The 22,458-nt window shown below is 69.7% G+C and carries 17 protein-coding genes and 3 pseudogenes; 10 read left to right on the top strand and 10 right to left on the bottom strand.

Features of this window, described 5'->3' with window-relative positions; translation table 11 throughout:
- The first annotated feature begins 87 nt into the window (after positions 1-87).
- The 10 genes and pseudogenes from ACWDA7_RS24045 (at position 88) to tyrS (ending at position 9,903) form a co-directional block, all read left to right on the top strand.
- Positions 88-1,182 carry a hypothetical protein gene (locus tag ACWDA7_RS24045; RefSeq protein ID WP_450606272.1) on the top strand — a complete coding sequence of 365 codons (1,095 nt, stop codon included), beginning with the start codon at positions 88-90 and terminating at the stop codon, positions 1,180-1,182.
- The gene (locus ACWDA7_RS24040; protein WP_450606271.1) at positions 1,182-3,227 is read left to right on the top strand and encodes a phosphoketolase family protein; all 2,046 of its coding nucleotides are present in this window, start codon (positions 1,182-1,184) and stop codon (positions 3,225-3,227) included. The genes ACWDA7_RS24045 and ACWDA7_RS24040 overlap by 1 nt, the downstream gene beginning before the upstream one ends.
- Positions 3,224-4,294, top strand: a complete 1,071-nt coding sequence (locus tag ACWDA7_RS24035) for an enolase C-terminal domain-like protein (protein WP_450606270.1) — start codon at positions 3,224-3,226, stop codon at positions 4,292-4,294. The genes ACWDA7_RS24040 and ACWDA7_RS24035 overlap by 4 nt, the downstream gene beginning before the upstream one ends.
- A complete protein-coding gene (locus ACWDA7_RS24030; RefSeq protein WP_450606269.1) occupies positions 4,276-4,722 on the top strand; it encodes a hypothetical protein in 447 nt (148 codons plus the stop codon). The genes ACWDA7_RS24035 and ACWDA7_RS24030 overlap by 19 nt, the downstream gene beginning before the upstream one ends.
- Entirely contained in the window at positions 4,719-5,384 is a 666-nt protein-coding gene (locus ACWDA7_RS24025) for an HAD family hydrolase (RefSeq protein ID WP_450606268.1), read from the top strand. The genes ACWDA7_RS24030 and ACWDA7_RS24025 overlap by 4 nt, the downstream gene beginning before the upstream one ends.
- Entirely contained in the window at positions 5,381-6,178 is a 798-nt protein-coding gene (locus ACWDA7_RS24020; RefSeq protein WP_450606267.1) for a class I SAM-dependent methyltransferase, read from the top strand. The genes ACWDA7_RS24025 and ACWDA7_RS24020 overlap by 4 nt, the downstream gene beginning before the upstream one ends.
- A 10-nt stretch (positions 6,179-6,188) precedes the next feature.
- Positions 6,189-6,911, top strand: a pseudogene (locus tag ACWDA7_RS24015) (creatininase family protein); the annotation flags it as partial.
- On the top strand, positions 6,895-7,659 hold the full coding sequence (locus ACWDA7_RS24010; RefSeq protein ID WP_450606266.1) for a phytanoyl-CoA dioxygenase family protein: 765 nt from the start codon (positions 6,895-6,897) through the stop codon (positions 7,657-7,659). The pseudogene ACWDA7_RS24015 and the gene ACWDA7_RS24010, both read left to right, overlap by 17 nt.
- 3 nt (positions 7,660-7,662) lie before the next feature.
- Positions 7,663-8,313, top strand: coding sequence for an L-threonylcarbamoyladenylate synthase (locus ACWDA7_RS24005; RefSeq protein ID WP_450606265.1), 651 nt, complete (start codon positions 7,663-7,665; stop codon positions 8,311-8,313).
- A gap of 184 nt (positions 8,314-8,497) precedes the next feature.
- Positions 8,498-9,903: pseudogene (tyrS, locus tag ACWDA7_RS24000) on the top strand (tyrosine--tRNA ligase).
- 413 nt (positions 9,904-10,316) lie between these two features.
- On the opposite strand, the gene ACWDA7_RS23995 reads toward tyrS, so the two are convergent.
- From ACWDA7_RS23995 to ACWDA7_RS23950, 10 genes and pseudogenes are all read right to left on the bottom strand, one after another.
- Positions 10,317-11,867 (bottom strand): NCS1 family nucleobase:cation symporter-1, encoded by a 1,551-nt coding sequence (locus ACWDA7_RS23995; protein WP_450606264.1) that lies wholly within the window; start codon positions 11,865-11,867, stop codon positions 10,317-10,319.
- 239 nt (positions 11,868-12,106) lie between these two features.
- Positions 12,107-12,286, bottom strand: a pseudogene (locus tag ACWDA7_RS23990) (nitrate reductase); the annotation flags it as partial.
- A gap of 160 nt (positions 12,287-12,446) precedes the next feature.
- Positions 12,447-13,466: a TIGR03842 family LLM class F420-dependent oxidoreductase gene (locus ACWDA7_RS23985; RefSeq protein ID WP_450606263.1), complete on the bottom strand. Its 1,020-nt coding sequence runs from the start codon at positions 13,464-13,466 to the stop codon at positions 12,447-12,449.
- An 11-nt stretch (positions 13,467-13,477) separates the two neighbouring features.
- A complete protein-coding gene (hydA, locus tag ACWDA7_RS23980; protein ID WP_450606262.1) occupies positions 13,478-14,878 on the bottom strand; it encodes a dihydropyrimidinase in 1,401 nt (466 codons plus the stop codon).
- 133 nt (positions 14,879-15,011) lie between these two features.
- Complete coding sequence (locus ACWDA7_RS23975) at positions 15,012-15,854, bottom strand: nitrilase-related carbon-nitrogen hydrolase (protein ID WP_450606261.1); 843 nt, start codon at positions 15,852-15,854, stop codon at positions 15,012-15,014.
- A 148-nt stretch (positions 15,855-16,002) separates the two neighbouring features.
- Positions 16,003-17,562, bottom strand: a complete 1,560-nt coding sequence (locus ACWDA7_RS23970; protein ID WP_359398215.1) for a PucR family transcriptional regulator — start codon at positions 17,560-17,562, stop codon at positions 16,003-16,005.
- 67 nt (positions 17,563-17,629) lie between these two features.
- A complete protein-coding gene (locus tag ACWDA7_RS23965; RefSeq protein WP_450606260.1) occupies positions 17,630-18,913 on the bottom strand; it encodes an aspartate aminotransferase family protein in 1,284 nt (427 codons plus the stop codon).
- Positions 18,910-19,752: a nitrilase-related carbon-nitrogen hydrolase gene (locus ACWDA7_RS23960; RefSeq protein WP_450606259.1), complete on the bottom strand. Its 843-nt coding sequence runs from the start codon at positions 19,750-19,752 to the stop codon at positions 18,910-18,912. Before ACWDA7_RS23960 ends, ACWDA7_RS23965 begins: the two co-directional genes overlap by 4 nt.
- A gap of 184 nt (positions 19,753-19,936) precedes the next feature.
- Positions 19,937-22,039 (bottom strand): hypothetical protein, encoded by a 2,103-nt coding sequence (locus ACWDA7_RS23955; RefSeq protein ID WP_450606258.1) that lies wholly within the window; start codon positions 22,037-22,039, stop codon positions 19,937-19,939.
- 157 nt (positions 22,040-22,196) lie between these two features.
- Positions 22,197-22,448: a helix-turn-helix domain-containing protein gene (locus ACWDA7_RS23950; RefSeq protein WP_450606257.1), complete on the bottom strand. Its 252-nt coding sequence runs from the start codon at positions 22,446-22,448 to the stop codon at positions 22,197-22,199.
- Positions 22,449-22,458: the final 10 nt, after the last annotated feature.

Raw genomic sequence — 22,458 nt, 5'->3', positions numbered from 1 at the left:
CGGCACGCTCTTGGAAGCCGTCGACGGAGCATCCCCCGGGTTCCGCCGACGCCATCCCCTCTCCCGCCTCATGGATGGAGCATGCGCGTGACAGCTTTACTCGGCGGACAGGCGGGCGCGACGTCCACACTCGCGGGCGTAGAGCGACTCGCGCAGCAGTACGGCATCCCGGTCGAAGACGCTTTGCTCATCGCGATCAACCTCCACGGAATCGACGGGGAAGCCCCGCGTCACCGCGCCCGCTTGCAGGTGCGGCTGGACAGCGCACGTTCGGTGCCCTGGCAGCTCATCGTTCCGCTTAACGCGGCGGAGTCGCCCTTCCGCCTCTTGGCGGACGGGCAACTGCTGCTGGGTGAATCCGCAATCGGCCTTGTGGAGCGTGTCGATGCCGATGAGGCTGTCGGTGGCTACTTCCGCGACAACGGCACCGCTATGACCCTCAACCCGAACGCCCGTAGCCGATGCGTGGGCTGCGCCTTCTGCCCCAACACACTGGAAGCGGCGGCAGACCCGCGGCTGTCGGAGGAACAGGACCTCCGAGAACTCCTCGTCGCGCTGCGCGAACAGCACCCGCGGCGGAACCTGACGGAAGTCCGAGAGGTCACCGTCTCCACCGGATGCTTTGAGCGGGAGCCCGCGGCCGTTGTCCATCTGCGGGCTCTGCGCTCGGTACTCGTCGAGTACGGCATCGAAGCCCGGCTCGGCTTCCTCACCTCAGTGCTCCACTCCAGGCAGGCGTTCGACGAGCTAGCCGACGTCGGCCCCTTCGTGCTCCGGCTCACCGCTGAGTGCTTTACCCGACGCGACCTTCTGCTGAAGGCCAGCAAGGCCGTACTGACGAGCACCTCGATGCCGGAAGTGCTGAGGCGGGCGGTCGCCGCCGGCCACGGCACGTCGTTCACGTACATCGCGGGCCTGGACGACCTCGACGCATTGCGCACCGGTGTCGAGGCCCTCGCGCCGTACGTGACCGAGTTCCCCAACTTCCAGGTCTACCAGGCACACAACCGCATCATGGCCGGCCTGCGCGCCTCGGGGGCCCAGGAGCTTGAGTACTACCTCCGCGCCCGCACCGAGATAGAGAAGATCATGAAGCCCTCCGGGCTGCGGCCTGCGGCATGGGAGTGCTACCGACCCCTGTGGTACTTCACCTTCGCTGACGAGCCCCTGGTCGGTGGCTGATGGAGGGCAATGCCGTTCTGGCCGATGCCCTGTGGAGAGCCGTCTGCTACGCCTCGGTGTGCCAACTCCACCTACAGGACAACGTCCTGCTCAGTCAGCCGCTGACCGCCGAACACGTGAAGTCGCGCCCCTCGGGTCACTGGGGAACCGTGCCGGGCACGGCCTGGGCCTTGTCCCACCTCGCTCTCGCCGCCGGGGCCCTCGAAGAAGAAGTCGGCCTCGTGCCGCTGCTCGGAGCCGGGCACGCTGGCGTGGTCCAGCTCTCCGCCTCCTGGGTGACGGGCGAGCTTGGCAGGCTGCGCCCCGATTTCGGCCCGGACGCCGACGGTTTGCGACGGCTTTCCAGGTCGTTCCCCGACGTGGATGGACTGGGTGCCGAGGTCACCCCGACGCTTCCCGCAGGTGCCTTTCTCGGCGGACGCCTCGGCGGCTGCCTGCCCTTTGCCCAAGGAGCCGCCCTGGGCGCTCGCGGTAGGGTCGTCGTCCCTGTGATCGGCGACGGCGAGTGCGAGACTCCGACCACCGCAGCCGCTTGGCTCGCGCACGGAGACCTCGCTGGCGCTGCCGTCCTTCCCGTAGTGCACGTGAACGGCTTCCGCATGGGTGGTCCATCTCTGCTCGGACGGCTGAACGACGATCGCCTTCGCGCGTACTTCGCCGGCCTTGGATGGGATGTCGAGGTCGTCCACGTCACCACCGGATCACAGGCCGAGCACGCCTCCTTTCACGCCGCTCTATGGGAGGCCATGGAGTTCACCCTGCATGGCAGGCCTACAGCTCTCGTCCTGCGCTGCGTCAAGGGGTGGACCGGCCCCGTCGCCCTCGGCAGCCAGACGCTCCTCGGTACGCCTGCCCTGCACAAGACACCCCTCACGAACCCGCGCGCCGACGCGGAACAACTGGCGCAGCTCAATGACTGGCTAGCCTCCTACCGGCCTTCACAGCTCTTCGACGCGAACGGGCACAGCCGAGGGTCTCTCGCGGAAGCGGTCGCTCAGGTTCGCTGGTACTCCCTTCCCTCCGCACGGTCGGCAACTCCCCCTGCTCCACGAGAGGTCAGTGTGGTTTCGTTCGCAAGCGCGGTCACTGGGATTGTCCGGCAGCACGCCGAACGAGGGGACTTCCTGCTCCTCAGCCCCGACGAACTGGCCTCCAACCGTCTCCCCGATCTCACAGCTGAGCGATGGGCTCACGAGCTGCTGGCAGAGGAGATACTGCTGGAGTGGCTCGCTGGCTGGACCGCCAGCGGGCGACGGGGCCTGCTCGTGTCGTACGAAGGCTTCGCCCCTCTGCTCTCGAGCGGCCTGGTGGGGCACATCAAGCAGCGACGCCTCGACGGCGCGCGGGGCCTGCCCAGCCTCAACGTCCTCCTGACCTCCTACGGCTGGCACAATGTCCACACGCACGGCGACCCATCCCTCGCCACAGCCCTGCTGGGACTGGGCGCGCCCGGAGTGCGCGTGCTGACGCCGGCGGACCCGGCGCGGACGGCGGCGGTCTTGGACGAGGCGCTCGACTCTGTGGACCGCGTCAACCTGATCATCACCGGCAAGCACAGCCGCACTCGCCACCCAGCGGGATACCTCGCCGAGGAACAGAGCCGTGGTCTCGCGGTGTGGTCGCACCTCAGCGACGATGACGAGCCTGACCTGACAATCGTGACAGCAGGTGACATCCCCGCTGCCGTGGCCACGGAGGCCGTCGACCGCATTCGCAACCGTCACCGGTGCCGGGTCCGAGTCGTCAATCTGCTGGACCTCACGGTCCTCGGTGCTCCAAGCGTGTGGCCACGGGGTCTGAACGGTCGTGAGATCGAGCACTATCTCGGTGCCCACGCTCCCGTTTTCATCCTCACTCTCGGCCACCCGGCGGCTGTGTGGGGCCTGTTGGCGGGAAGGCTTCGCCGCCCCGTCGACGTCATCGGCTGGCAGGAGCCCGCCGGACCGATGCTGCAGCGCGATCTCGCCCGCACCATGGGCATGGACGTGTCGGGAGTCGAACGGGCTGCCGACCTCCTCCTGGCCTCCCGCGAGGTGGTCCGATGACCTCGTGGACCATCCAGGACCTCCACGTGGTCCAGACAAGGCAGCCCGCGGCAGTCGGAGACGACACCTTCTTCGTCGCGGCCCGCGCTGGGCACGCGGTCGGCTGGTACGGCCCGGTCGGGGAATGCGTGGCACGCTTCGTGAACGACGTACTGGCCCCTGAGACGAAGGACGCGCTGGTCACCGACCACGTTGGCCTGCTCGACGGCCTGCGGACTGCGGCTCGCAGGCATCCGTCCGAGGTGGCCTCGTGGGCGGTCGGCACGGTCGACTGCGCCGTCTGGGACCTCCACGGCCAACTCGCCGAGCGCAGCGTGGCCGAACTCATTACGACCGCAGCCCCCCAGCCGCTCATCCCGGCGTATGCCTCCTGGCTTACCCAGGATCTCAGCAGCATCAACAGCCCGAACGTGCTGACCAGCGTCATGGCCGGCGGCTGGAGCTTCAGCAAGTGGGGGCTTCGTCGCGATCCGGCCGAACCGTCGGGGGAAGCAGCGGCCCGCATGGCCCAAGCGGTAGAGCTCTTCTCCGATGCTCTCGGCGCGCCGCTCGCCGTCGACGCGGTCGGCACCTGGACACCGGCCGTTGCCCTGGCCTTCGCGCAGGCCGCCGATCCCGCCTGCCTTCGGTGGCTGGAGGACCCGCTCCTGCGTCACGACGCGGACACCTACGAACTCCTGGCGGCTTCCCCGTTGCCCTTGGCAGTCGGCGAACGCGCGCACTGCGACGAGGACCCCGCCGGACTGATCCAGTACATACGGCCCAGTGCCCTGACCCTCGACGCCGTCGGATGTGGCGGTCTGACCCGAGCGGCACAGATCATCCCAGTCGCCCAGGCCCATGGCGTCCCCGTGTACCCGCACGGTCGCTCATTCCTGCCCGGCCTCCACCTCGCCGCCGCCTATCCCGACGCCGTCCCGGCCGTCGAGTACCGGCTGCGGTGGGAGCCCGGTCGCCAACGCCTCTACGAGGTGCCGCTCCGCCCTGAAAAGGGCCACATCCGCCTGCCCGACACCCCAGGTCTTGGCACCACACCAAGGAGCACAGCATGCCCAACGCCTCACTGAACGTCCCTGTCGAGGGCACGGTTACCCACAGTCCGGAAGGGCCCCTGCTCCGCCTGTCGCGACGACTCGACGGCCACGACACCTTCCTCACCGGAAGCCTCGACATCGAGGACTCGTCCGTCCCCGTGCGCATCCTGACGCTGGACGACGTCACCGTCTTGCGCCCCACGAACGGCTTTCCGGCATCGGCTGACGGCGAGCACTGGCACGGCCGACTGCACGTGCCGCACGGATTGCGTCCCCGCAGCGTCCCACCGGACCTCAACGCCGCCGCCGATCAGGAAGGGCGATCACTCGGCGCGCTCGACGAAGCGGAGCTGCGGTACGTTCTCACGTTCCTCTCCGAAGCCACCACGCCGGACATCCGGCAGGCCCGTATCGAAGCCGTCGTCTCCGCGCTCCCGGCCACCACGGGGAGGACCCAGTGACGTCACGGCCCGAACTGCTGGTCTCGGTGGACGTCGGGGGCACCCTGGGCATGGCCGACGGCCCCGGCCTGACGATGCGGCTGGTCGAGGCGTCACCGCTTCCTCCCGCGCGTACCCGCGAGATCCTTCGGTCCAGCCTCCACACCCGCCCGGTCTTGACCGACTCCCTGGTCCACGAGGTCTGCGAGGCCATCCAGGTGCCGGCAGAGACGTTCCCGCACGATGTGCCACCGGCCCCGTTCAGCCTCTACCCCGGTACCATCGAGGCCCTGCGCCGGGTCAGTGCCGTAGCAACCGTCGTAACCCTCTCCAACGTGACATGTGTCGACGCCGACACCGACGGAATGCGCACGCTCCTCTCCCCGTGGGTGAGCGACTTCTTCCCGTCCTGCCGCATCGGCCACACCAAGCCCGACCGTCGCGCCTTCCAGGCCGTAACCGACCACTTCCACACGGACCCAAGTGGCCTGATCCACGTCGGTGACGACTGGGCGTGCGACATCTTGGGTGCCATCGCAGCAGGGGCGCGTCCCGTGTGGATCTCACGCGGAAGACAGGTCCCCGACGAATCCCTGCTCGTTGACCACCGTGTGCTCGTCGCCGACGACTTGGCGGCAGCCGCTGCCCACATCCAGCACCTCGCACCACGGAGCGCCTCATGAGCCTGTTCACCGGAACCGCCAGCTACTACCGCCAGTTCCGACCCGGCATCCCGGAAGACGTCGCCGCAGCCTTGAACCAGGCCGCACCGACCCGTACCGGCGGTCCACGTCGCCTACTGGACGTCGGCACCGGCACCGGACTGGTCGCTGAGGCACTGCTCGGCCGCTTCGACGACATCATCGCCATCGACAACGACGCCGACATGCTCGCCGCGGCGGAGTCGGCGCTACGCCCGAAGCTCCCCGAGCGAACACGCCTGTCGCTCGTAGAGAGCACCGCCGAGGACTTCGTGCCGCCCGCCGACTGGAAGGCCGACTTGGTCACGATCTGCCGCGCATTCCACTGGCTCGACCAGGCCGCCGTACTGACCCGCCTGGACGACCAGGTCGCTCCCGACGGCGTCGTGGCCATCTTCGGCGACAGCAGCTTCTGGACCGCCACCAACCCCTGGAAGGAGGCCGCCCGAGACGTCATCAAGGCGTTCCTCGGCCAGGAACGGCGCGCCGGCTCCGGCACCTTCCAGCACCACAACCGCCCCTACAGCGAGATCATGGAGGAGTCGCCCTTCGACCAGGTCGAGGAGGCGCGAATCCCTGTCCACCGCACCTGGACCACCGAGAGCATCCTCGGCTACCTCTACTCCACCTCCTTCGCCGCACCCCACCTCTTCGGCGACCGGCTGCCGGAATTCGAGACCGCGGTCAAGGAGCGGCTCACGGACTTCAGTAAGGACGACACCTTCCCGGAGGAGAACGAGTTCCTGATCCGCTTCGGGCGGCGGAGCAGGAGGTGAACAGCACGGCCCACACCTGCCCCTGGACACCGACACCGTCATCGCCGAGCGCTTCGCCCACCGTCTGGCCGCGCATGTGGCGGGCCGGTGCGACCTCTGGGTAGGACCGGCCGTCCCCTACGGTCTCTCGCCCGAACACGCTCGCACGCCGGGGACCATCACCCTGGACCTCCACCTGTACGCCACGCTGATCACCACGCTCGTCACCGAGTACACCCGCTCCACGCGCGTCGGCTCCGTGCTCCTCATCAACGGACACGGCGGCAACCGCGGCGTGCTGGAAGCGGTCGTCCACCAGCTCCGCCACTCCCACAGCGTTACCACCTGCGTACTGCACCCGGCCGCACTCGCCGCCGGCCGCATTCCGCTCGACAGCGAGCTGCCCGAGGTGCATGCCGGGGCGCTGGAGACCGCCCTCATGCTCGCCCTCGACCCGGACCGGGTCCGACTGGACCTCCTGCCGAGCGAGACGTTCCCCGGCCCCGGCCAGCCCCGGGCGATCGGCCAGCTCGTACTCGATCGGGGCGTCACCTGGCCTTGGACCTCCGACGACCCCGCGCTCTCCACCGACGGCGTCATCGGCGGCGATCCGCGCAAGGCCACCCCGGAAGTGGGCCAGAAGCTCCTCACCGCAGCGCTCGACGCCAGTACGCACGTCCTCGACCGCATCGACACGGCCACGTCCCATGGGCCGTCGCAGACCCTACGGAGGCACTATGCCCCTCACGTCTGAGGAGCAGACCACGTTCAAACAGGCGGGCGTTCTCGTACGCCGTGCACTAGTCGCCCCCGCACTCGTCCAACGCGCCACCTCCCTGGTCGGAACCTGGTACCGCGACCTGAAACCCGGCGACATCCCGGCCTACAGTCAGCGCACCTTCGCCCCCGAACTCGGGAGCCACCCCGACATCCTCGCCCTGTACGGGGAGACGGACGCCGCCGAACTCGCCACCGACCTCCTCGGGGACACCCTCCCCGTCACCACCGCCCAGATCCAGATCCGCGTGCCCGAGTCGGAGTTCCCCGAAGCGCAGCCGGAGAAGGCGATGCACGTGGACGGGGTCTCCTGCCCTCACCTCGATCCGCGAGAACTGCGTACCTTCTCGCTCCTCGTCGGGGTCATCCTGTCCGACGTGAGCAGCGCGCAGGACGGCGCGCTGCACTACCAGCCGGCCGGTCACCACACCATGGCGGGCTGGTTCCGGACTCAGTGGTCGCTCGGCATGACGGAACAGGTGCCCCCAGAGGTCGACCACGAGCAGGGTGTGCCCCTGCTCGGCGCCCCCGGCGACGTCCTGCTCATGCACCACCTCGTCCCGCACTCGGTAGGACGAAACCTCACCCCGTTCCCCAGGGTGATGGCCTACTTCCGCGTCTCCCACCCGGACCACCCGCGCCGCCGCCTCGAAGCCCTGCGCGACCCATGGCTCGACTATCCACCTCTCACCGCGACCTCTCAACCCGCAGTCGACAAGGAGTAGCCCATGCGTGTCATCGGTCCCGAAGACCTCGAAGCCGCAGCACAGGCGATCGAGGGCGGAGGACTCGTCGTCGTCCCGACCCGACGCTGGTACATGGTCTGCGCCGACGCGAGCAACGCGCAGGCGTGCGACGACATCATCACGGGCAAGCGCCGCCCGAGCGGCAAGCCCCTCGCCTACGTAGCCACCTCCACCACCTCCTGCGAGGAACGCTTCAGCCTCAGCCCGGAGGCCAGGCTCCTCGCCGCAGCCTTCTGGCCCGGCGACCTCGCCTTGCTACTGCCGTGGCAGAACGCGGCAGACGCCGCCCAGCACGCGGCAGTCGGATCACCCGCCCTGGTCACCATCGCCCCCGGGTTCCTCGGGGACCTCGCGTCGACGGTGCAAGTTCCTCTCGCGGCCACCACAGCCAACATCTCCGGGGACGCCGGCCCCAACGACCCCGGACCGGCCATCACCCTCGACCAGGTCCACGCCTTCCTGGCCGCATCCGGCCTGGAACCCGACGTCATCGTCGACGGAGGAGTGTGCCCAGCGGCGAACCACATGACCATCGTCGACTGCTTCACCCCGGAGGCTAGGCTGGTGCGTACGGGCCTCGTCCACCAGCGTGCCATCTCGGCGGCGCTCGGCACCGAGATCCGGACCGCCTGACGGCCTCGCCCCCTCCCACTGAGCAGACAGGAGCGGGCTACCGGAGCGAACAAGAGGGTGCGCGGGCCGTGCAGTTGCCGTCTCCCAAATTCGATGTACTGGCACAACGCCTACTCGGTAGTGTCGCCGCTTCCAAATCCTTACTGGACAAGGATGTTGTCCGGCCCAGGAGTGCAGAGGTGCCATGAGCCGTTTGAGTGAGTCCGTCACCCGTGTGATGCACATCCTCGATGGAGCGGACCTGGGCGCGGACTACACGGTCGCGCAACTGCTCGGCGAGACAACAGCAAGGCGCTCCCTCGACCTCTCCGACCTCTCCCCCCAGGAGCAGGCCTCCCTGGTCGAGCGGCGCGCGATCAACCTTATCCCCTCAGCGACGGTGCTCGCCGAGAAGATCGAGGCCGCGCAGGCGGCGGGACGGCCGTTCGTCGTGAAGTACGGCATCGACCCGCCCTCGCCGGATGTCCACCTCGGACACGCGGTGCCGATCATTATCGCAAGCCAGTTCCAGCGGACGGGCCACCACGTCGTCTTCATCATCGGCGACGTCACGGCCAAGATCGGCGACCCTTCGGGACGCTCCTCCGAGCGACCGCCCCCCCACCGACGAGGACATCGCCCGCAACCTGAGCGGCTACCAGCAGCAGGTCACGCCGTTCATCGACTTCGAGCGCGCCGACCTGCGTTTCAACGGCGAGTGGCTGAACCAGGTCACCCTGCCGGAGCTCGTCTGGGTCCTCGCCCCGGGTGCCGGTCTCCATGTCGCTCCAGCGCGAGGACTTCCGCACCCGGCTCGCCGAGGGCCATGGGCTGTCGGTCGCCGAGTTCGTCTACTCCGTCGTCATGGCGTGGGACTCGGTGGCCATCGACGCCGATGTCGAACTCGGCGGTGTGGACCAGCTGCTGAACCTCCAGATGTGCCGCAAGGTGATGGAGATCTCGGAGCAGACCCCCGAGGTCGTCATCACCACCCCGCTCATCGAGGGCACCGACGGCACGGGCACCAAGATGAGCAAGAGCAAGGACAACTACGTGGGCCTGACGGCGTCGCCTGATGACGTCTACGGCCGGCTGATGTCCATCCCCGACCACCTGACCGAGCCGTATCTCCAGCTGCTCACCGAGTGGACGGACGACGAGATCCGCGTGGTCACCAAGCGCCTGGAGGAGGGAACGGCGCACCCGATGGCGGTCAAGCGCATCCTGGCCGGCGAGGTGGTGGCCGCCCTCCACAGTCTGGACGCTGCTGCCGCGGCCCGCGCGGAGTTCACGGCGCGCTTCTCCAAGCGCTCCTTCGGAGACGCCCAGAACCTCCCCGTCGTCTCCCTCAAGGACCACGCCGAAGACACACTCGGGACGCTGATCAGTCGCACGCTGGACTTCGCTCCCAGCATCTCCGCCGTGCGCCGTGTGGCTCAGCAGAAAAGCCTCCGCCTGATCCGCGAATCGAACGGAGACCAGCAACCGACTCCGCTCACGGAGGCTTCTGTTCAACAGGCGCTCGGCGCAGTTGTGAACGAGGCCGGGGCACTCGATGGCGTCGAGCAGTACCTCAAGGTGGGTCGTAAAGTCGCCCGTATCCACGTCTGAGATCGAGGTCCGGCGCCGACCCACCAGTGTGGGTCAGCGCCTTTCTCTTTGGCCTCTGTGCGACCGCGCGAGGCAAGCCGGGGTAAGGGCGTGATTCACGCCCACTGGCGCGCTGTGTCCCGTCGATCCGAACCAGTCGAGAGACATCGTCCGCCCCTCAACTCCTGGGCCTTTTCAGGGACTTTCAGCGCTGTCCGAGGGACTTCCGAGGGACTTTTCGCCGCCTTACACGGCAAGCCCCCGAAAGACCGGAAAGAGCCTCCGACGCAGGTCAGAGGCCCTTTCCCTGGCAAAGCCGCAGATAGCGGCAGACGAGTCGGGCTGTACGCCGGGTACTGTCGCCCTCCCGGTACAAGGGCACGGGCGTACTCCGCCACACCCGTGCCCGGCGTACTCACCAGCCAGTCTGCGGTTCAGGCGTCCTGCTTCCGCCCGGTGCCGAGGCTGAGCAGCGTGTAGAGCAGCACGGCGGAGGCCAGGCCGACCGCCCAGCCGTAGTCGGCCAGCGGCTTGAGGAATGGGATGACCCCGTCGACGGGGAACGGGCCCTGCTTGACGCCCTTGACGACGGTCGAGTACGAGCCACCGACGGCCAGGATGCCTCCAACCACGAATGCCGCCACCGCGCGCAGGTTCCACCCGCCCATGTACCAGTACCGGCCGCCAGACTGGTACAACTCCCCCAGCGCCAGGCGGGTACCGCGCACGATCCAGTAGTCGGCGACGAGGATGCCGGCCACCGTGCCGAGCAGGCCTCCGACGAAGCCGAGCCACGTGAAGATGTACACGTGCGGGTTGGCGATCAGCTTCCACGGCATGATCAGGATGCCGACCACGCCGGTGATCAGCGCGCCGGTGCGGAAGCTGACCAGTCGCGGCAGCAGGTTGGACAGGTCGTACGCCGGTGAGACGACGTTGGCGGCGATGTTCACCGACAGGGTCGCCACCATGACGATGAGCAGTGCGAACAGGGCGCCGACGGTGTTACTCATCTTCGCGCTCAGTGCGATCGGGTCCCAGATCGGCTCCCCGTAGACAGCCTGCGAGCCTGACGTGACCAGCACCGATAGGACCGCGAAGAGCGTCATCGTGGTCGGCAGGCCCAGTGTCTGGCCCCACAACTGAGCGCGTTGGCTGCCGCCGAAGCGGGTGAAGTCGGGGATGTTCAGCGACAGTGTGGACCAGAAGCCGATCATGCCCATGAGCGAGGGGAAGAAGACCTTCGCGAAGTCGCTCCCCCAGCCGAGACGTGAGGGCTGGTCCAGGAGCGGGCCGAAGCCTCCCGCCTTGGCGGCCATGAAGCCCAGCAGGGCCAGCGCGCCGACGATCACCAGCGGCGCCGCCCAGTTCTCGACTCTGCGCAGGGTCTCCATGCCGCGGGTGATGATGGCGACCTCGATGAGCCAGAAGACAAGGAACGACAGCCACTGAGTCCATGGCGTGCCCGCTATAGTGCCGGCGTTCAGCCAGCCGTGGCCGAACAGTTTGCCGGCGAGCAGGAAGATGCCCTCCCCGCCGATCCAAGTCTGGATGCCGAACCAGCAGCAGGCCACCGCCGCGCGCACCATCGCCGGCAGGTTGGCGCCGCGCACCCCGAAGGACGCCCGGGCGAAGACGGGGAACGGGATGCCGTACTTGGTGCCGGCGTGGCCGGTCAGCAGCATCGGTATGAGCACGATCACGTTGGCCAGCGCGATCGTCAGCACCGCCTGCTTCCAGTCCATCCCCAGCGCCACCAGCCCCGAGGCCAGCGTCCACGACGGGATACAATGCGCCATTCCCACCCAAAGGGCGAGATAGTTGTAAGTCCCCCACTTACGGCGCTCGATCGCGACCGGCAGCAGGTCCGCGTTGGCGAAACGCGAGTCGTCCAGCACCGCCGAATCAGACAAGGCGACCCGGCCGTCCGGATACGCGTGCTGGGCAACGGCCGGATCGGCCAGGGTTCTTCCACTGGAGGACATTGGAGACCACCTCGCAACTCGGAGACTCATGCAGGGACGTGAATCCTGGGCCTTGTCGCAACCCCGGGGACTACAGCGAACGATGGAGAAGCCGACCAGCTCCGCGCGCACAGCTGCGGAAGGCGGCCTACTCCGACGGCGTCAAGCACGCACGCTGGACGCGTGCTCGCGCGACCAGCGCGGTCGCCGGCGAAGCACCTGTCAGCGCCTCACTGCGCAGTATGTGTTCTCTCTTACGCAACACCCAGTGCGGAGAAGTTGTACGTGGTCCAGGTGCGCCGTGCGACGGGGACCGGAAGCAGGTCCTCGTTGGCGTACGGACCGGTGGGCTGCGCGGAGCCCGGGGCGAACTCCACCCGCCCGTCGGGGCCGGTGACTTGGTCGGACAGCGGTATGGCCGTAGGAGCCGTGTCGGTCATGGGCAGGCCAATCATGAGGCGGGACGGGAAAGGCCGTGGGGGTGGCGTAGCCGATGGGGGGTGCGCCCCGGCAACGAAGGGACGGGAGCGCCCTGGCCCCTTCTCGGGGGAGCGAGAAGGGGACGAGCGAAGAGGGCCGGTGGAAGGACCCTTGCGGGAACTAGCCGTTGACGGCCGGGATGATCTGACTTCCGTACACGTCGATGACTGCTTCCTGAGCGTCGTGCATGTCGTAGACGGCGAACTGGTCGACCCCGAGGTCGCGCAGCGCGTTGAGCTTGTCGATGTGCTTCTCGGGCGGGCCGATGAGGCAGAATCGGTCGACGATCTCGTCGGGCACGAACTGGGTGTCGGGATTGCCGCTGCGTCCGTGGTGGGAGTAGTCGTAGCCCTCGCGGGCCTTGATGTAGTCGGTGAGTTCCTCGGGTACGGCGGCGGAGTGCTCGCCGTACTTGGCGACCAGGTCGGCCACGTGGTTGCCGACCATGCCGCCGAACCAGCGGCACTGCTCACGGGCGTGCGCGAGCGCCTCGGGCGAGTCGTCCTCGGTGACGTACGCCGGGGCCGCGACGCAGATCTTGACCTCGGACGGATCGCGTCCGGCGGCGACGGCCGCGTCCTTCACGGCCTTCACCATGTACTCGGTCAGATACAGATCGGCGAGCTGGAGAATGAAGCCGTCCGCTTCCTCCCCGGTCATCTTCAGGGCCTTGGGGCCGTACGCGGCCATCCAGACCGGCAGTTCGGCGCCCGGCTTGATCCACGGGAACCTGATCACCGCGCCGCCGAGGTCCGCCTCCTCGCCACGGGCGAGGGCCCTGATGACCTTCATGGCCTCGCTGATGCGGGCCAGGGTGTTGGGTTTGCGGCCCGCGACGCGCATGGCCGAGTCGCCGCGGCCGATGCCGCAGATCGTGCGGTTGCCGAACATGTCGTTGAGGGTGGCGAACGTGGAGGCCGTGACCTCCCAGGTGCGGGTGCCCGGGTTCGTCACCATTGGACCGACCGTGAGCTTCTGGGTGTTCGCCAGGATCTGGCTGTAGATCACGAACGGTTCCTGCCACAGCACGGCCGAGTCGAAGGTCCAGCCGTAGCGGAAGCCGTTGCGCTCGGCGCGCTTCATCAGGCTGACGACCCGCGATGCCGGCGGGTCGGTCTGCAGGACGAGTCCGAAGTCCATGGGCGCCACTCCTAGTTGAGGTACTGACAGGTGGAGCGGGGGGTGTAGACGCCGTGGCCCGCATGTCCGGTGAACTCCCGGTCGGTGATGACGGGCTCCCCGCGCGAGAGGACGGTCTCGACCCGGCCGGTGGTGCGCTTGCCCTCGTACGCCGAGTAGTCGACGTTCATGTGGTGGGTCTCGGCGGAGATGATCTGCTCGGCGTGCGGGTCGTAGATGACGACGTCGGCGTCCGCGCCCGGGGCGATGGTGCCCTTCTTCGGGTAGAGCCCGAACATGCGGGCCGGGGCGGCGCAGGCGATCTCGATCCAGCGGCGGCGGGAGATGTGCCCGTCGACGACGGCCTGGTGGAGCAGGTCCATACGGTTCTCGACGCCGGGCATGCCGTTGGGGATCTTCGAGAAGTCGCCCCGGCCCAGCTCCTTCTGGCCGACGAAGCAGAAGGGGCAGTGGTCGGTGGAGACCACCTGGAGGTCGTTGGTGCGCAGCCCCTTCCACAGGGCCGCCTGGTGCTCCTTGGGGCGAAGCGGCGTGCTGCACACGTACTTCGCGCCCTCGAAGTCCGGCTCGGCGAGGTTGTCGGTGGACAGGAAGAGGTACTGGGGGCACGTCTCGCCGAAGACGTTGAGCCCCTCGTCCCGTGCCCTGGCCAGCTCGGCGACCGCCTCCTGCGCCGAGACGTGCACGACGTACAGCGGCGCGCCGGCGACCTGGGCGAGCTTGATGGCGCGGTGGGTGGCCTCGGCCTCCAGCAGGGCCTTGCGGACCTCACCGTGGTAGCGCGGGTCGGTCTCGCCGCGGGCCAGTGCCTGTTCGACCAGTACGTCGATCGCGATGCCGTTCTCGGCGTGCATCATGATCAGGCCGCCGTTCTCGGCGGAACGCTGCATGGCGCGCAGGATCTGGCCGTCGTCGCTGTAGAAGACGCCGGGGTAGGCCATGAACTGCTTGAAGGAGGTGACACCCTCCTCGACCAGCAGATCCATCTCCTTGAGCGTCTCCTCGTTGACATCGGAAACGATCATGTGAAAGCCGTAGTCGACGGCGCAGTTACCCTCGGCCTTGGCGTGCCAGGCGTCCAGGCCCTCGCGCAGCGTGTGGCCGACGCTCTGCACGGCGAAGTCCACGATGGTCGTGGTCCCGCCCCAGGCGGCGGCCCGGGTCCCGGTCTCGAAGGTGTCGGAGGCGAAGGTGCCGCCGAACGGCAGCTCCATATGGGTGTGGGCGTCGACACCGCCCGGGATGACGTACTTGCCGGTGGCGTCTATGGTCCGCTCGGCCGTGAAGGCCTCGGCGGTCGGGGTGCCGGTCGCGGCGAGGGCGGCGATGCGGCCGTCCTCGATCAGGACGTCGGCGTGGATCTCGTCGGACGCGGTGATGACGAGGCCACCGCGGATGACGGTACGAGTCATGCTCACCCTCCGGGCGTTGACGGCGGTCGTGAGAAGTGCGGGTTGTCTGTGGCTTGTCGCGCTCACGCGGCGGAGCCGCATGCCGGGCCTGCCCCCGCGCCCCTCTTCAGGGGCGCGGGGGCATCTTCGCCCGTTACGGCGCGGTCAGCGGGCCGTACGTGCCCGGGGCGCGGTCGCGGTAGAACTGCCAGCGGTCACGGACCTCGCGCAGCTTGGCCAGATCGAGGTCGCGCACGACGAGCTCGGTCTCCTTGTCGCTCGCCACCTCGCCGACGAACTGCGCCTCGGGGTCCACGAAGTACGAGGTCCCGTAGAAGTCGTTGTCGCCCAGCTCCTCGACGCCCACCCGATTGATCGCACCCACGAAGTACTCGTTGGCCACGGCGGCGGCCGGCTGCTCCAGCTGCCAGAGATAGCCGGAGAGGCCGCGCGAGGTGGCCGACGGGTTGAACACGATCTCGGCGCCCGCGATGCCGAGGGCCCGCCAGCCCTCCGGGAAGTGGCGGTCGTAGCAGATGTAGACGCCGATCCGGCCCACCTTGGTGTCGAAGACGGGCCAGCCGGAGTTGCCGGGACGGAAGTAGAACTTCTCCCAGAAGCCCTTCACCTGCGGGATGTGGGTCTTGCGGTACTTGCCGAGGTACGAGCCGTCGGCGTCGATCACCGCCGCCGTGTTGTAGAGGACGCCGGGCTGCTCCTCCTCGTACATGGGCAGCACCAGTACGATGCCCAGCTCCTTCGCCAGCGCCTGGAAGCGCTTGACGATCGGGCCGTCCGGAATCCGCTCGGCGTACTCGTAGAACGCCGGGTCCTGGACCTGGCAGAAGTACGGCCCGTAGAACAGCTCCTGGAAGCACAGGACCTGAGCACCCTGCGCGGCCGCGTCGCGGGCCGCCTGCTCGTGGACCTGGATCATCGATTCCTTGTCGCCCGTCCAGGCGGTCTGGAAGACGGCGGCACGGATCACTCTGCTCATCGGGACCTCCGGTCGCTCGGTGTGCGGTGAGCTTAGGAAGCCGTGCGGGCCGCTTTGAGTTGCACCGTGTCACGTCTGCGGGCGCCCTGCGTTGCACGGTGTCAACCCGGCTCGTACACACTGGTTTCCCGCACTTTTCCACGGTGTTTCACCCCTGTTGGGCGTCGTGCGCGAGCAGCGCGATGTGCACGGAGGCGGCCTGTTCGAAGTCGTCGAGATCGACCCCGAGGCGGGCCTGGATGGCCTCCAGCCTCCGGTAGAGGGCGGGACGGCTGACGTGGTGGAGCTGTGCGGTGCGGGACTTGTTGCGGCCGGTGGCGAGATACGTCCGCAGCACCGGCAGCAGCTCCTGCTCGGCGTCGCGCCCGCACAGCAGTCCGTCGAGTTCCCGCTCGGCGAAGGACTGGACGTGCGGGTCGTCGCGCAGCAGCCGGATCAGACCGCGCAGATGGACGTCCCTGAGCCGGACCACCGGCGGCAGGTCGAGCGCGGCCGAATGCCCGGCAACGGCGTCGGCCACATGCCGGGCCTCGCGCAGCCCGGCGGGTACGTCCTCCCAGGCGGCACGCGCGTCGGCCGCCGCGACGACCGTTCCGCCCGAGACCGACTCCGTCCTCAGCCGGGCGGCGAAGTGGGCGGTCAGCGCCTCGGCGTCCTGGTCGCGGGGGAGGCTGAGCAGCACGGCGGTGGCCCCGTCGGCGAGTTCGGCGACGAGCCCGGAGAGCCCGAGCAGGCGCAGCATCCGGTCCAGATGGGCCGGGTCCCCGTCGCGTACCACGAGCGGGACGAAGGTGCGGCGGTTGACGGGCAGTCCGGCGGCACGCGCCCGCGGCAGCAGCTGACGGGCCGGCACCACGCCGAAGACGAGGTCCGTCAGCAGGCTCTGGGCGGACTGCTCCTCCCAGCTGTGCACCGAGCCGCCGAGCATGCGGTGCAGGACGAGGGCCTCGGCCGCGCGCTCGGCGAGAAGGCTCCCGATGGGGCTGTCGCCGCGGTAGCCGCACAGCACGATCCGGCCCCAGCGCTCGCCGCGTCCGCCCAGTTCGGCGCGGACCCAGCCGTCGCCCTCGGTGCCGCCCGCCTGCCGGGCGATGCGCTCCCAGTCGCGCAGCACGTCGTCCACCGCGGACCGCTCCCCCGCCGTCGCGAGCACGCGGTGCGCGAGGTTGGCGAGGATCACGGGACAGCCGGCGTGCACGGCGATCTCGTCGAGCAGCCGCTGCAGCGGGGCGCAGGCCGTGATGAGTCCGGTCAGCGCCGTACGGACGGACTCCGACAGGCTCACGGCCGCGAAATTCCGCCGCACGAGCCGGGACTGGACCTCCTCGGTCAGTTCGGCGAACGGGAAGGGCCGGTGCAGGACCACCATGGGCAGTCCGCAGCGTTCGGCGGCCCGGCGCATCACGTCCGGTGGCGTGGGGAAGGCGCGGCCGAGTCCGAGGACGACGGCCGCGGCCTCCGCGCGGTGCAGGGAGCGGATGTAGTCGGTCTGCTTGTCCTCGTCGCCGGCGAGCAGCACCCCGGTGGTCAGGACCATCTCGCCGCCGGTGAGCATCACCCCGACGTCGGCGGCCTCGGCGACGTGCACCCAGCGCACCGGCCGGTCGAGGTTCGCCGCGCCGGCCACCACCTCGGGCTCTCCGGCGAGCACCCGGTCCAGCGTGAGGACCTGGCGTACCGACAGGGCGGGTTCCAAGGCGGTGGTCATGGCTGTCTTCCCTTGCTCTGGTCTTACCGAAGACACCTCGTGACGGCGCTGTCGAGGGGCTGGACCATCAGTGGACGCTCGCCAGGGCTCGCTCGAGGATCGCGGCGCCCTCTTCGGCCTCCGCGACGGTGAGCGTGAGCGGTGGGGCGATGCGCAGCACGCTGGTGTTGTGGCCGCCGCCCTTGCCGATCAGCAGACCGCCCTCGCGGGCCGCCTCGAGCACCGCGGACGCCGCGTCCGGGTCGGCCTGGTCGGTGCCCGGCCGCACCAGCTCGACGCCGATCATCAAGCCGCGTCCGCGCACCTCCCGTACGGCCGGCAGCTGCGCGGCGACGGCCCGCAGGCGCTCCAGCAGCAGCCCGCCCACGCGCCGGGCATTGCCCTGCAGGTCGTGCTCCAGCAGATACGAGAGGTTGGCGAGACCTGCCGCCATCGTGATCTGGGTGCCGCCGAACGTCGAGATGGAGTTGGCGTCCAGGCAGTTCATGATGTCGGCGCGGGCGACGACACCGCCGATGGACATGCCGTTGCCGATGCCCTTGGCGAAGGTGAGCATGTCCGGCGGTCCGCTGCGGCCGTGGGCCTGCCAGCCCCAGAAGTGGTCGCCGGTGCGGCCCCAGCCGGTCTGCACCTCGTCGGCGATCCACAGGATGCCGTGCTCCTGGAGCACGTCGCGGAAGGCCGCGTACAGCCCGTCCGGCGGCGAGGTGAAGCCGCCGACGCCCTGGATGGGCTCGGCGATCAGCGCCGCGGGCGGCCGTGTGTGCCCGAGCAGGTCCTTGAGGTCCTCGACGCAGGCCGCGATGAACTCGGCGTCGCCCAGGTGGGCGAACGGGCCGCGGGTGCGGACGCCGCCGTGGACGTACAGGGTCTGCAGCGGGGACAGCGAGGTCGGGGACCAGCCGCGGTTGCCGGTGATGCCGACCGCGCTGAAGGAACGGCCGTGGTAGCTGTTGCGCATCGCCAGGATCTGGTTGCTGCGCCGGTACGTCGTCGCGAGCAGCAGCGCGGTGTCGTTGGCCTCGGTGCCGGACGTGGTGAAGAAGACACGGGCGTCCGGGATGCCGCTCAACTGGGCGATACGCTCGGCGAGTTCGACCATCGGCCGGTTGAGGTAGAGGGTCGAGGAGTGCAGGATCCGTCCGGCCTGCTCGGTCACCGCCTTGGTGACCTCGGGCAGCGCGTGCGCGGTCATCGTGGTGAGGATGCCGCCGAAGAAGTCGAGATACTTCTTCCCGTCGCCGCCCCAGACATGGCGGCCCTCGCCATGGGTGATCTCCAGGGGCTCCTTGTAGTAGAGGGCCAGCCAGTCGGGCAGGACGGCCCTGTGGCGGGCGTGCAGGTCACTCACGGCTTCACCAGTCCTTCGTACGCGTCGGGGCGGCGGTCGCGGTAGAACGCCCACTGCTGCCGCACTTCTTCGATGAGATCGAAGTCGAGGTCCCGGACGACGAGCTCCTCCTCCTTGTCGTCGGCGACCTCCCCCACGAACTGCCCACGCGGGTCGACGAAGTAGCTCGTTCCGTAGAAGTCGTTGTCGCCGTACTCCTCCCGGCCGACGCGGTTGATGGCGGCGATGAAGTACTCGTTGGCAACGGCGGCGGCGGGCTGTTCGAGCTGCCAGAGATAGGCGGACAGGCCGCGCGAGGTGGCGGACGGGTTGTACACCAACTGGGCGCCGTTGAGTCCGAGTTGCCGCCAGCCCTCCGGGAAGTGGCGGTCGTAGCAGATGTACACGCCGACCCTGCCGACCGCGGTGTCGAAGACGGGCCAGCCGAGGTTGCCCGGTTTGAAGTAGTACTTCTCCCAGAAGCCCTTGACCTGCGGGATGTGGTGCTTGCGGTACTTGCCGAGGTAGCTGCCGTCCGCGTCGATCACGGCCGCGGTGTTGTAGTAGAAGCCGGACTGCTCGAGCTCGAAGACGGGGACGACGATCACCATCCCGGTCTCGCGGGCCAGTTCCTGCATTCGGGTGACCGTGGGGCCGTCCGGCACCGGCTCGGCCCAGCGGTAGTGCTCGGGCTCCTGGACCTGGCAGAAGTAGGGGGCGTTGAAGACTTCCTGGAAGCCGATGATCTTCGCGCCCTGCCGGGCCGCCTCGCGGGCGTGCTCCATATGTTTGGCGATCATGGATTCGGTGTCACCGGTCCAGGTCGCCTGGACCAGTGCGGCGCGTACGACGTGGGCCATGGTGCCGCTCCTTTGCCTGTTGTCCGCCGCAGGGACGTCAGAGCCTCTACGCCCGTAGACACAGGTGGTAGAGGCTCGAACGTAAGCCTCTGGGACGGCCTTGCCAAGACCATCGTCGTCAACCCGCTGAGTCGATCACGTTTCGCACCCCTGCGGGTGAGTGCTCGGATGGCCCGCGGGCCGCTCAAGCGGGGAGTCCGGCGACTCTGAGGGCATGGACGAGATCCCAGTGCCTCTGGTCGGAGACCCCTCGGGCCGCCTCCAGAAGCAGCGGTACGAGCCGCTGCGGGTCCGGCGCGGCACTGCGGGCCGCCTCCTCGGGGGTACGGGCGCGTACGTATACGTCGAGAAGGGCGCGGACCTCGCGGTGCCGGCGCCCCTCGCTCAGCCCGAGCACGGCCTCACCGATCTCCCCGGCGGGGCGCACCACGCCCTGGCGGAGCATCTGCTCGCCGTCCGCGGTCCGGCCCGCCGAGGTGAGCGCATCAGCGGCGGCGACCAGGCCTGCGACGGACAGCGAGGCTGCCTCCCACAGAAGGGTGGTCCAGTCCGCGTGGAGGCCCGCTCGGTGCAGTTCGTCGGCGAGCAGCGGGTAGCGGGCGGGCGGCCAGTGGGCGGCTTCGACGAGCAGGGCGTGCGCCTCGCCACTGCGGCCCTCCGCGCGTAACCGGGTGAGGGCCGCGACCGTCTCCGCGGTGAGGCGCCGGTCCGTCTCGTCGGGGACGTCCCGGCGTGACGGGGTATCCGCCGGGGGCCCGGCGGCCGTGGCCCCGGCGAAGCGGGCGCCACGCGGGCCGCGAGGGCTCGTGGCCGGTGCGGGCGCGGGACCCGCGGACGCCTCTTGTACGTCCATCACGCCGGCGAATCGCGCGCTGCCGCGGGGGCGGCGTCGGGAGCGCTGCTTGACGGGGTCCTCGGACTGCCCGGCCGCCGGGTGGGGCTCTTCGGCGACGGGCGGGTGGGGTGCGGCCGAATCGGCAGGTGGCCGGCCGCCGGCGCGAGAGCCGGACCCGTGCTCCTCAGGGCCAGGGTGGCCGTCCGGCCACACGGAGCCGCCGTCGACGCCACCGCCGTCCCGAGGCCTCGCGGTCGCGGGCCCCCCGTCGGCCTCCCGTCGCGCCTCCACTGAGGGGGCCTGCGCACCTGCGCCGGGACCGCCGGCGTCACTCCCGTCGGGCCGCCCGGGTCCGCTGACCGGCACGCCGGACGCATCCCGGCCCTCCGGCCACCGTGCCGGGGCCACGCGGCGGGCCTCCGGCCACTCGGCACCAGCACCGCCCGGCCCTCCACCGACACCATCCTGCCCGCTCGCCCCACGGCCTTCCGGCCACCCGCGGTCGCCGACCGGCACCCCAGAAGCATCCAGGCCCTCCGGCCACCGTGCCGATCGCGCCCGAGCCGGGTCTGCGCGGCGGGCCTCCGGCCACTCCGCACCAGCACCGCCCGGCCCGCCACCGGCACCATCCGGCCCGTCCGCCACACGGCCTTCCGGCCACCCGCCGCCACCGACCGGGTGGACCTCGGCGCCCCGGCCGACCGCTTCGCCATCCCGGCCCGTCCCGCGCACTGCCGTGCTCGCTGTCTCCCCCGGCCACCCGCCGTCCACAGGGCCGGTCGCCCGGAAATCACCCGCACCCTGGGAGAGCGGACCCGAGGCGCCCCGGTCGCGCTGGCCCTCCCTCCCGCGCACCGCCCCGCCTCCGGTCTCCCCCGGCCACCCGCCGTCCACGGCGCCCGCCGCCCGGAAATCACCCGCGCCCTCGGCGAGTGGACGCGTGGCGCGGTGGTCGAGGGCTTCCATGCGGCGCCGGAGTTCCCCGCAGCGGGCCGTGGCGCGTTCGTGGTCGTCGTGGGCCCAGGCCAGGTCGAGACGGAGCGAGTCGGCCTCCTCGCGCGTCGCGGCGTTCTCGAGCCGGCGGCCGAGGTCCGCCTGACGATCGGCCGCACGGCGCTGCTCGTGGAGCATCACATCGAGCCGGTGCCCGAGGGCGTCCCCGCCGCCGGGCCCGGCGTCGTACGCGGCGAGCGAGGCACCGTGCAGCGCCCGCGCCCGCTCGGCCTCCCCGGTGGCGGCCTCGGGACCGTATGCCGCTCCGAGGTCGTGCAGCAGCGCCTCCACGACGTCCCAGGGCGGCACCTCCCGCCCGTCGAGGCAGGCCCGCATCCCCTCCGGGTCGCGCTGCCAGAACACTCCGCACCAGCCGCCGCCCTGGTCGAGCCGCGTCAGCAGCGCGTTCAGGTAGTCCGCGAATTCCCGCACCCCGCCCGGGAGTCGATCCACAGCCATCGCCAGCTCCCGCCCGAGTGGAGTACCCCGGTCCGGTAGGAAACACCAGCCGTGTTACGGATCGGCTACAGGGAGTTTTCAGGCCGCGCCCGGACAACCTCACGGGAGCGTCCCGCACCCTGTGCGCCGCCGTCGGCCAACGGGGGGCGTCCGCGGTTCAGGCCGCCACCGGCGCGCACAGTCCGACGAGTTCGTCCAGGGACAGGCCGAGCACCCGGGCCAGCGCAGCGACCGTGAAGAACGCGGGGGTCGGTGCGCGCCCGGTCTCGATCTTGCGGAGGGTCTCGGCGGAGATCCCGGCGCCCGCGGCCACTTCCGCCATGCTGCGGGACCCGCGGGCCTCGCGCAGCAACAGCCCGAGCCGCTCGCCGCGTTCGCGCTCTTCGGGGGTCAACGGGTTGCGCACCATGCGCCCATTC

The organism is Streptomyces sp. NPDC001156, from assembly GCF_053598275.1.
The sequence above is the reverse complement of the archived record's forward strand: the minus strand, read 5'-3'. Positions and strand labels throughout refer to the sequence as shown.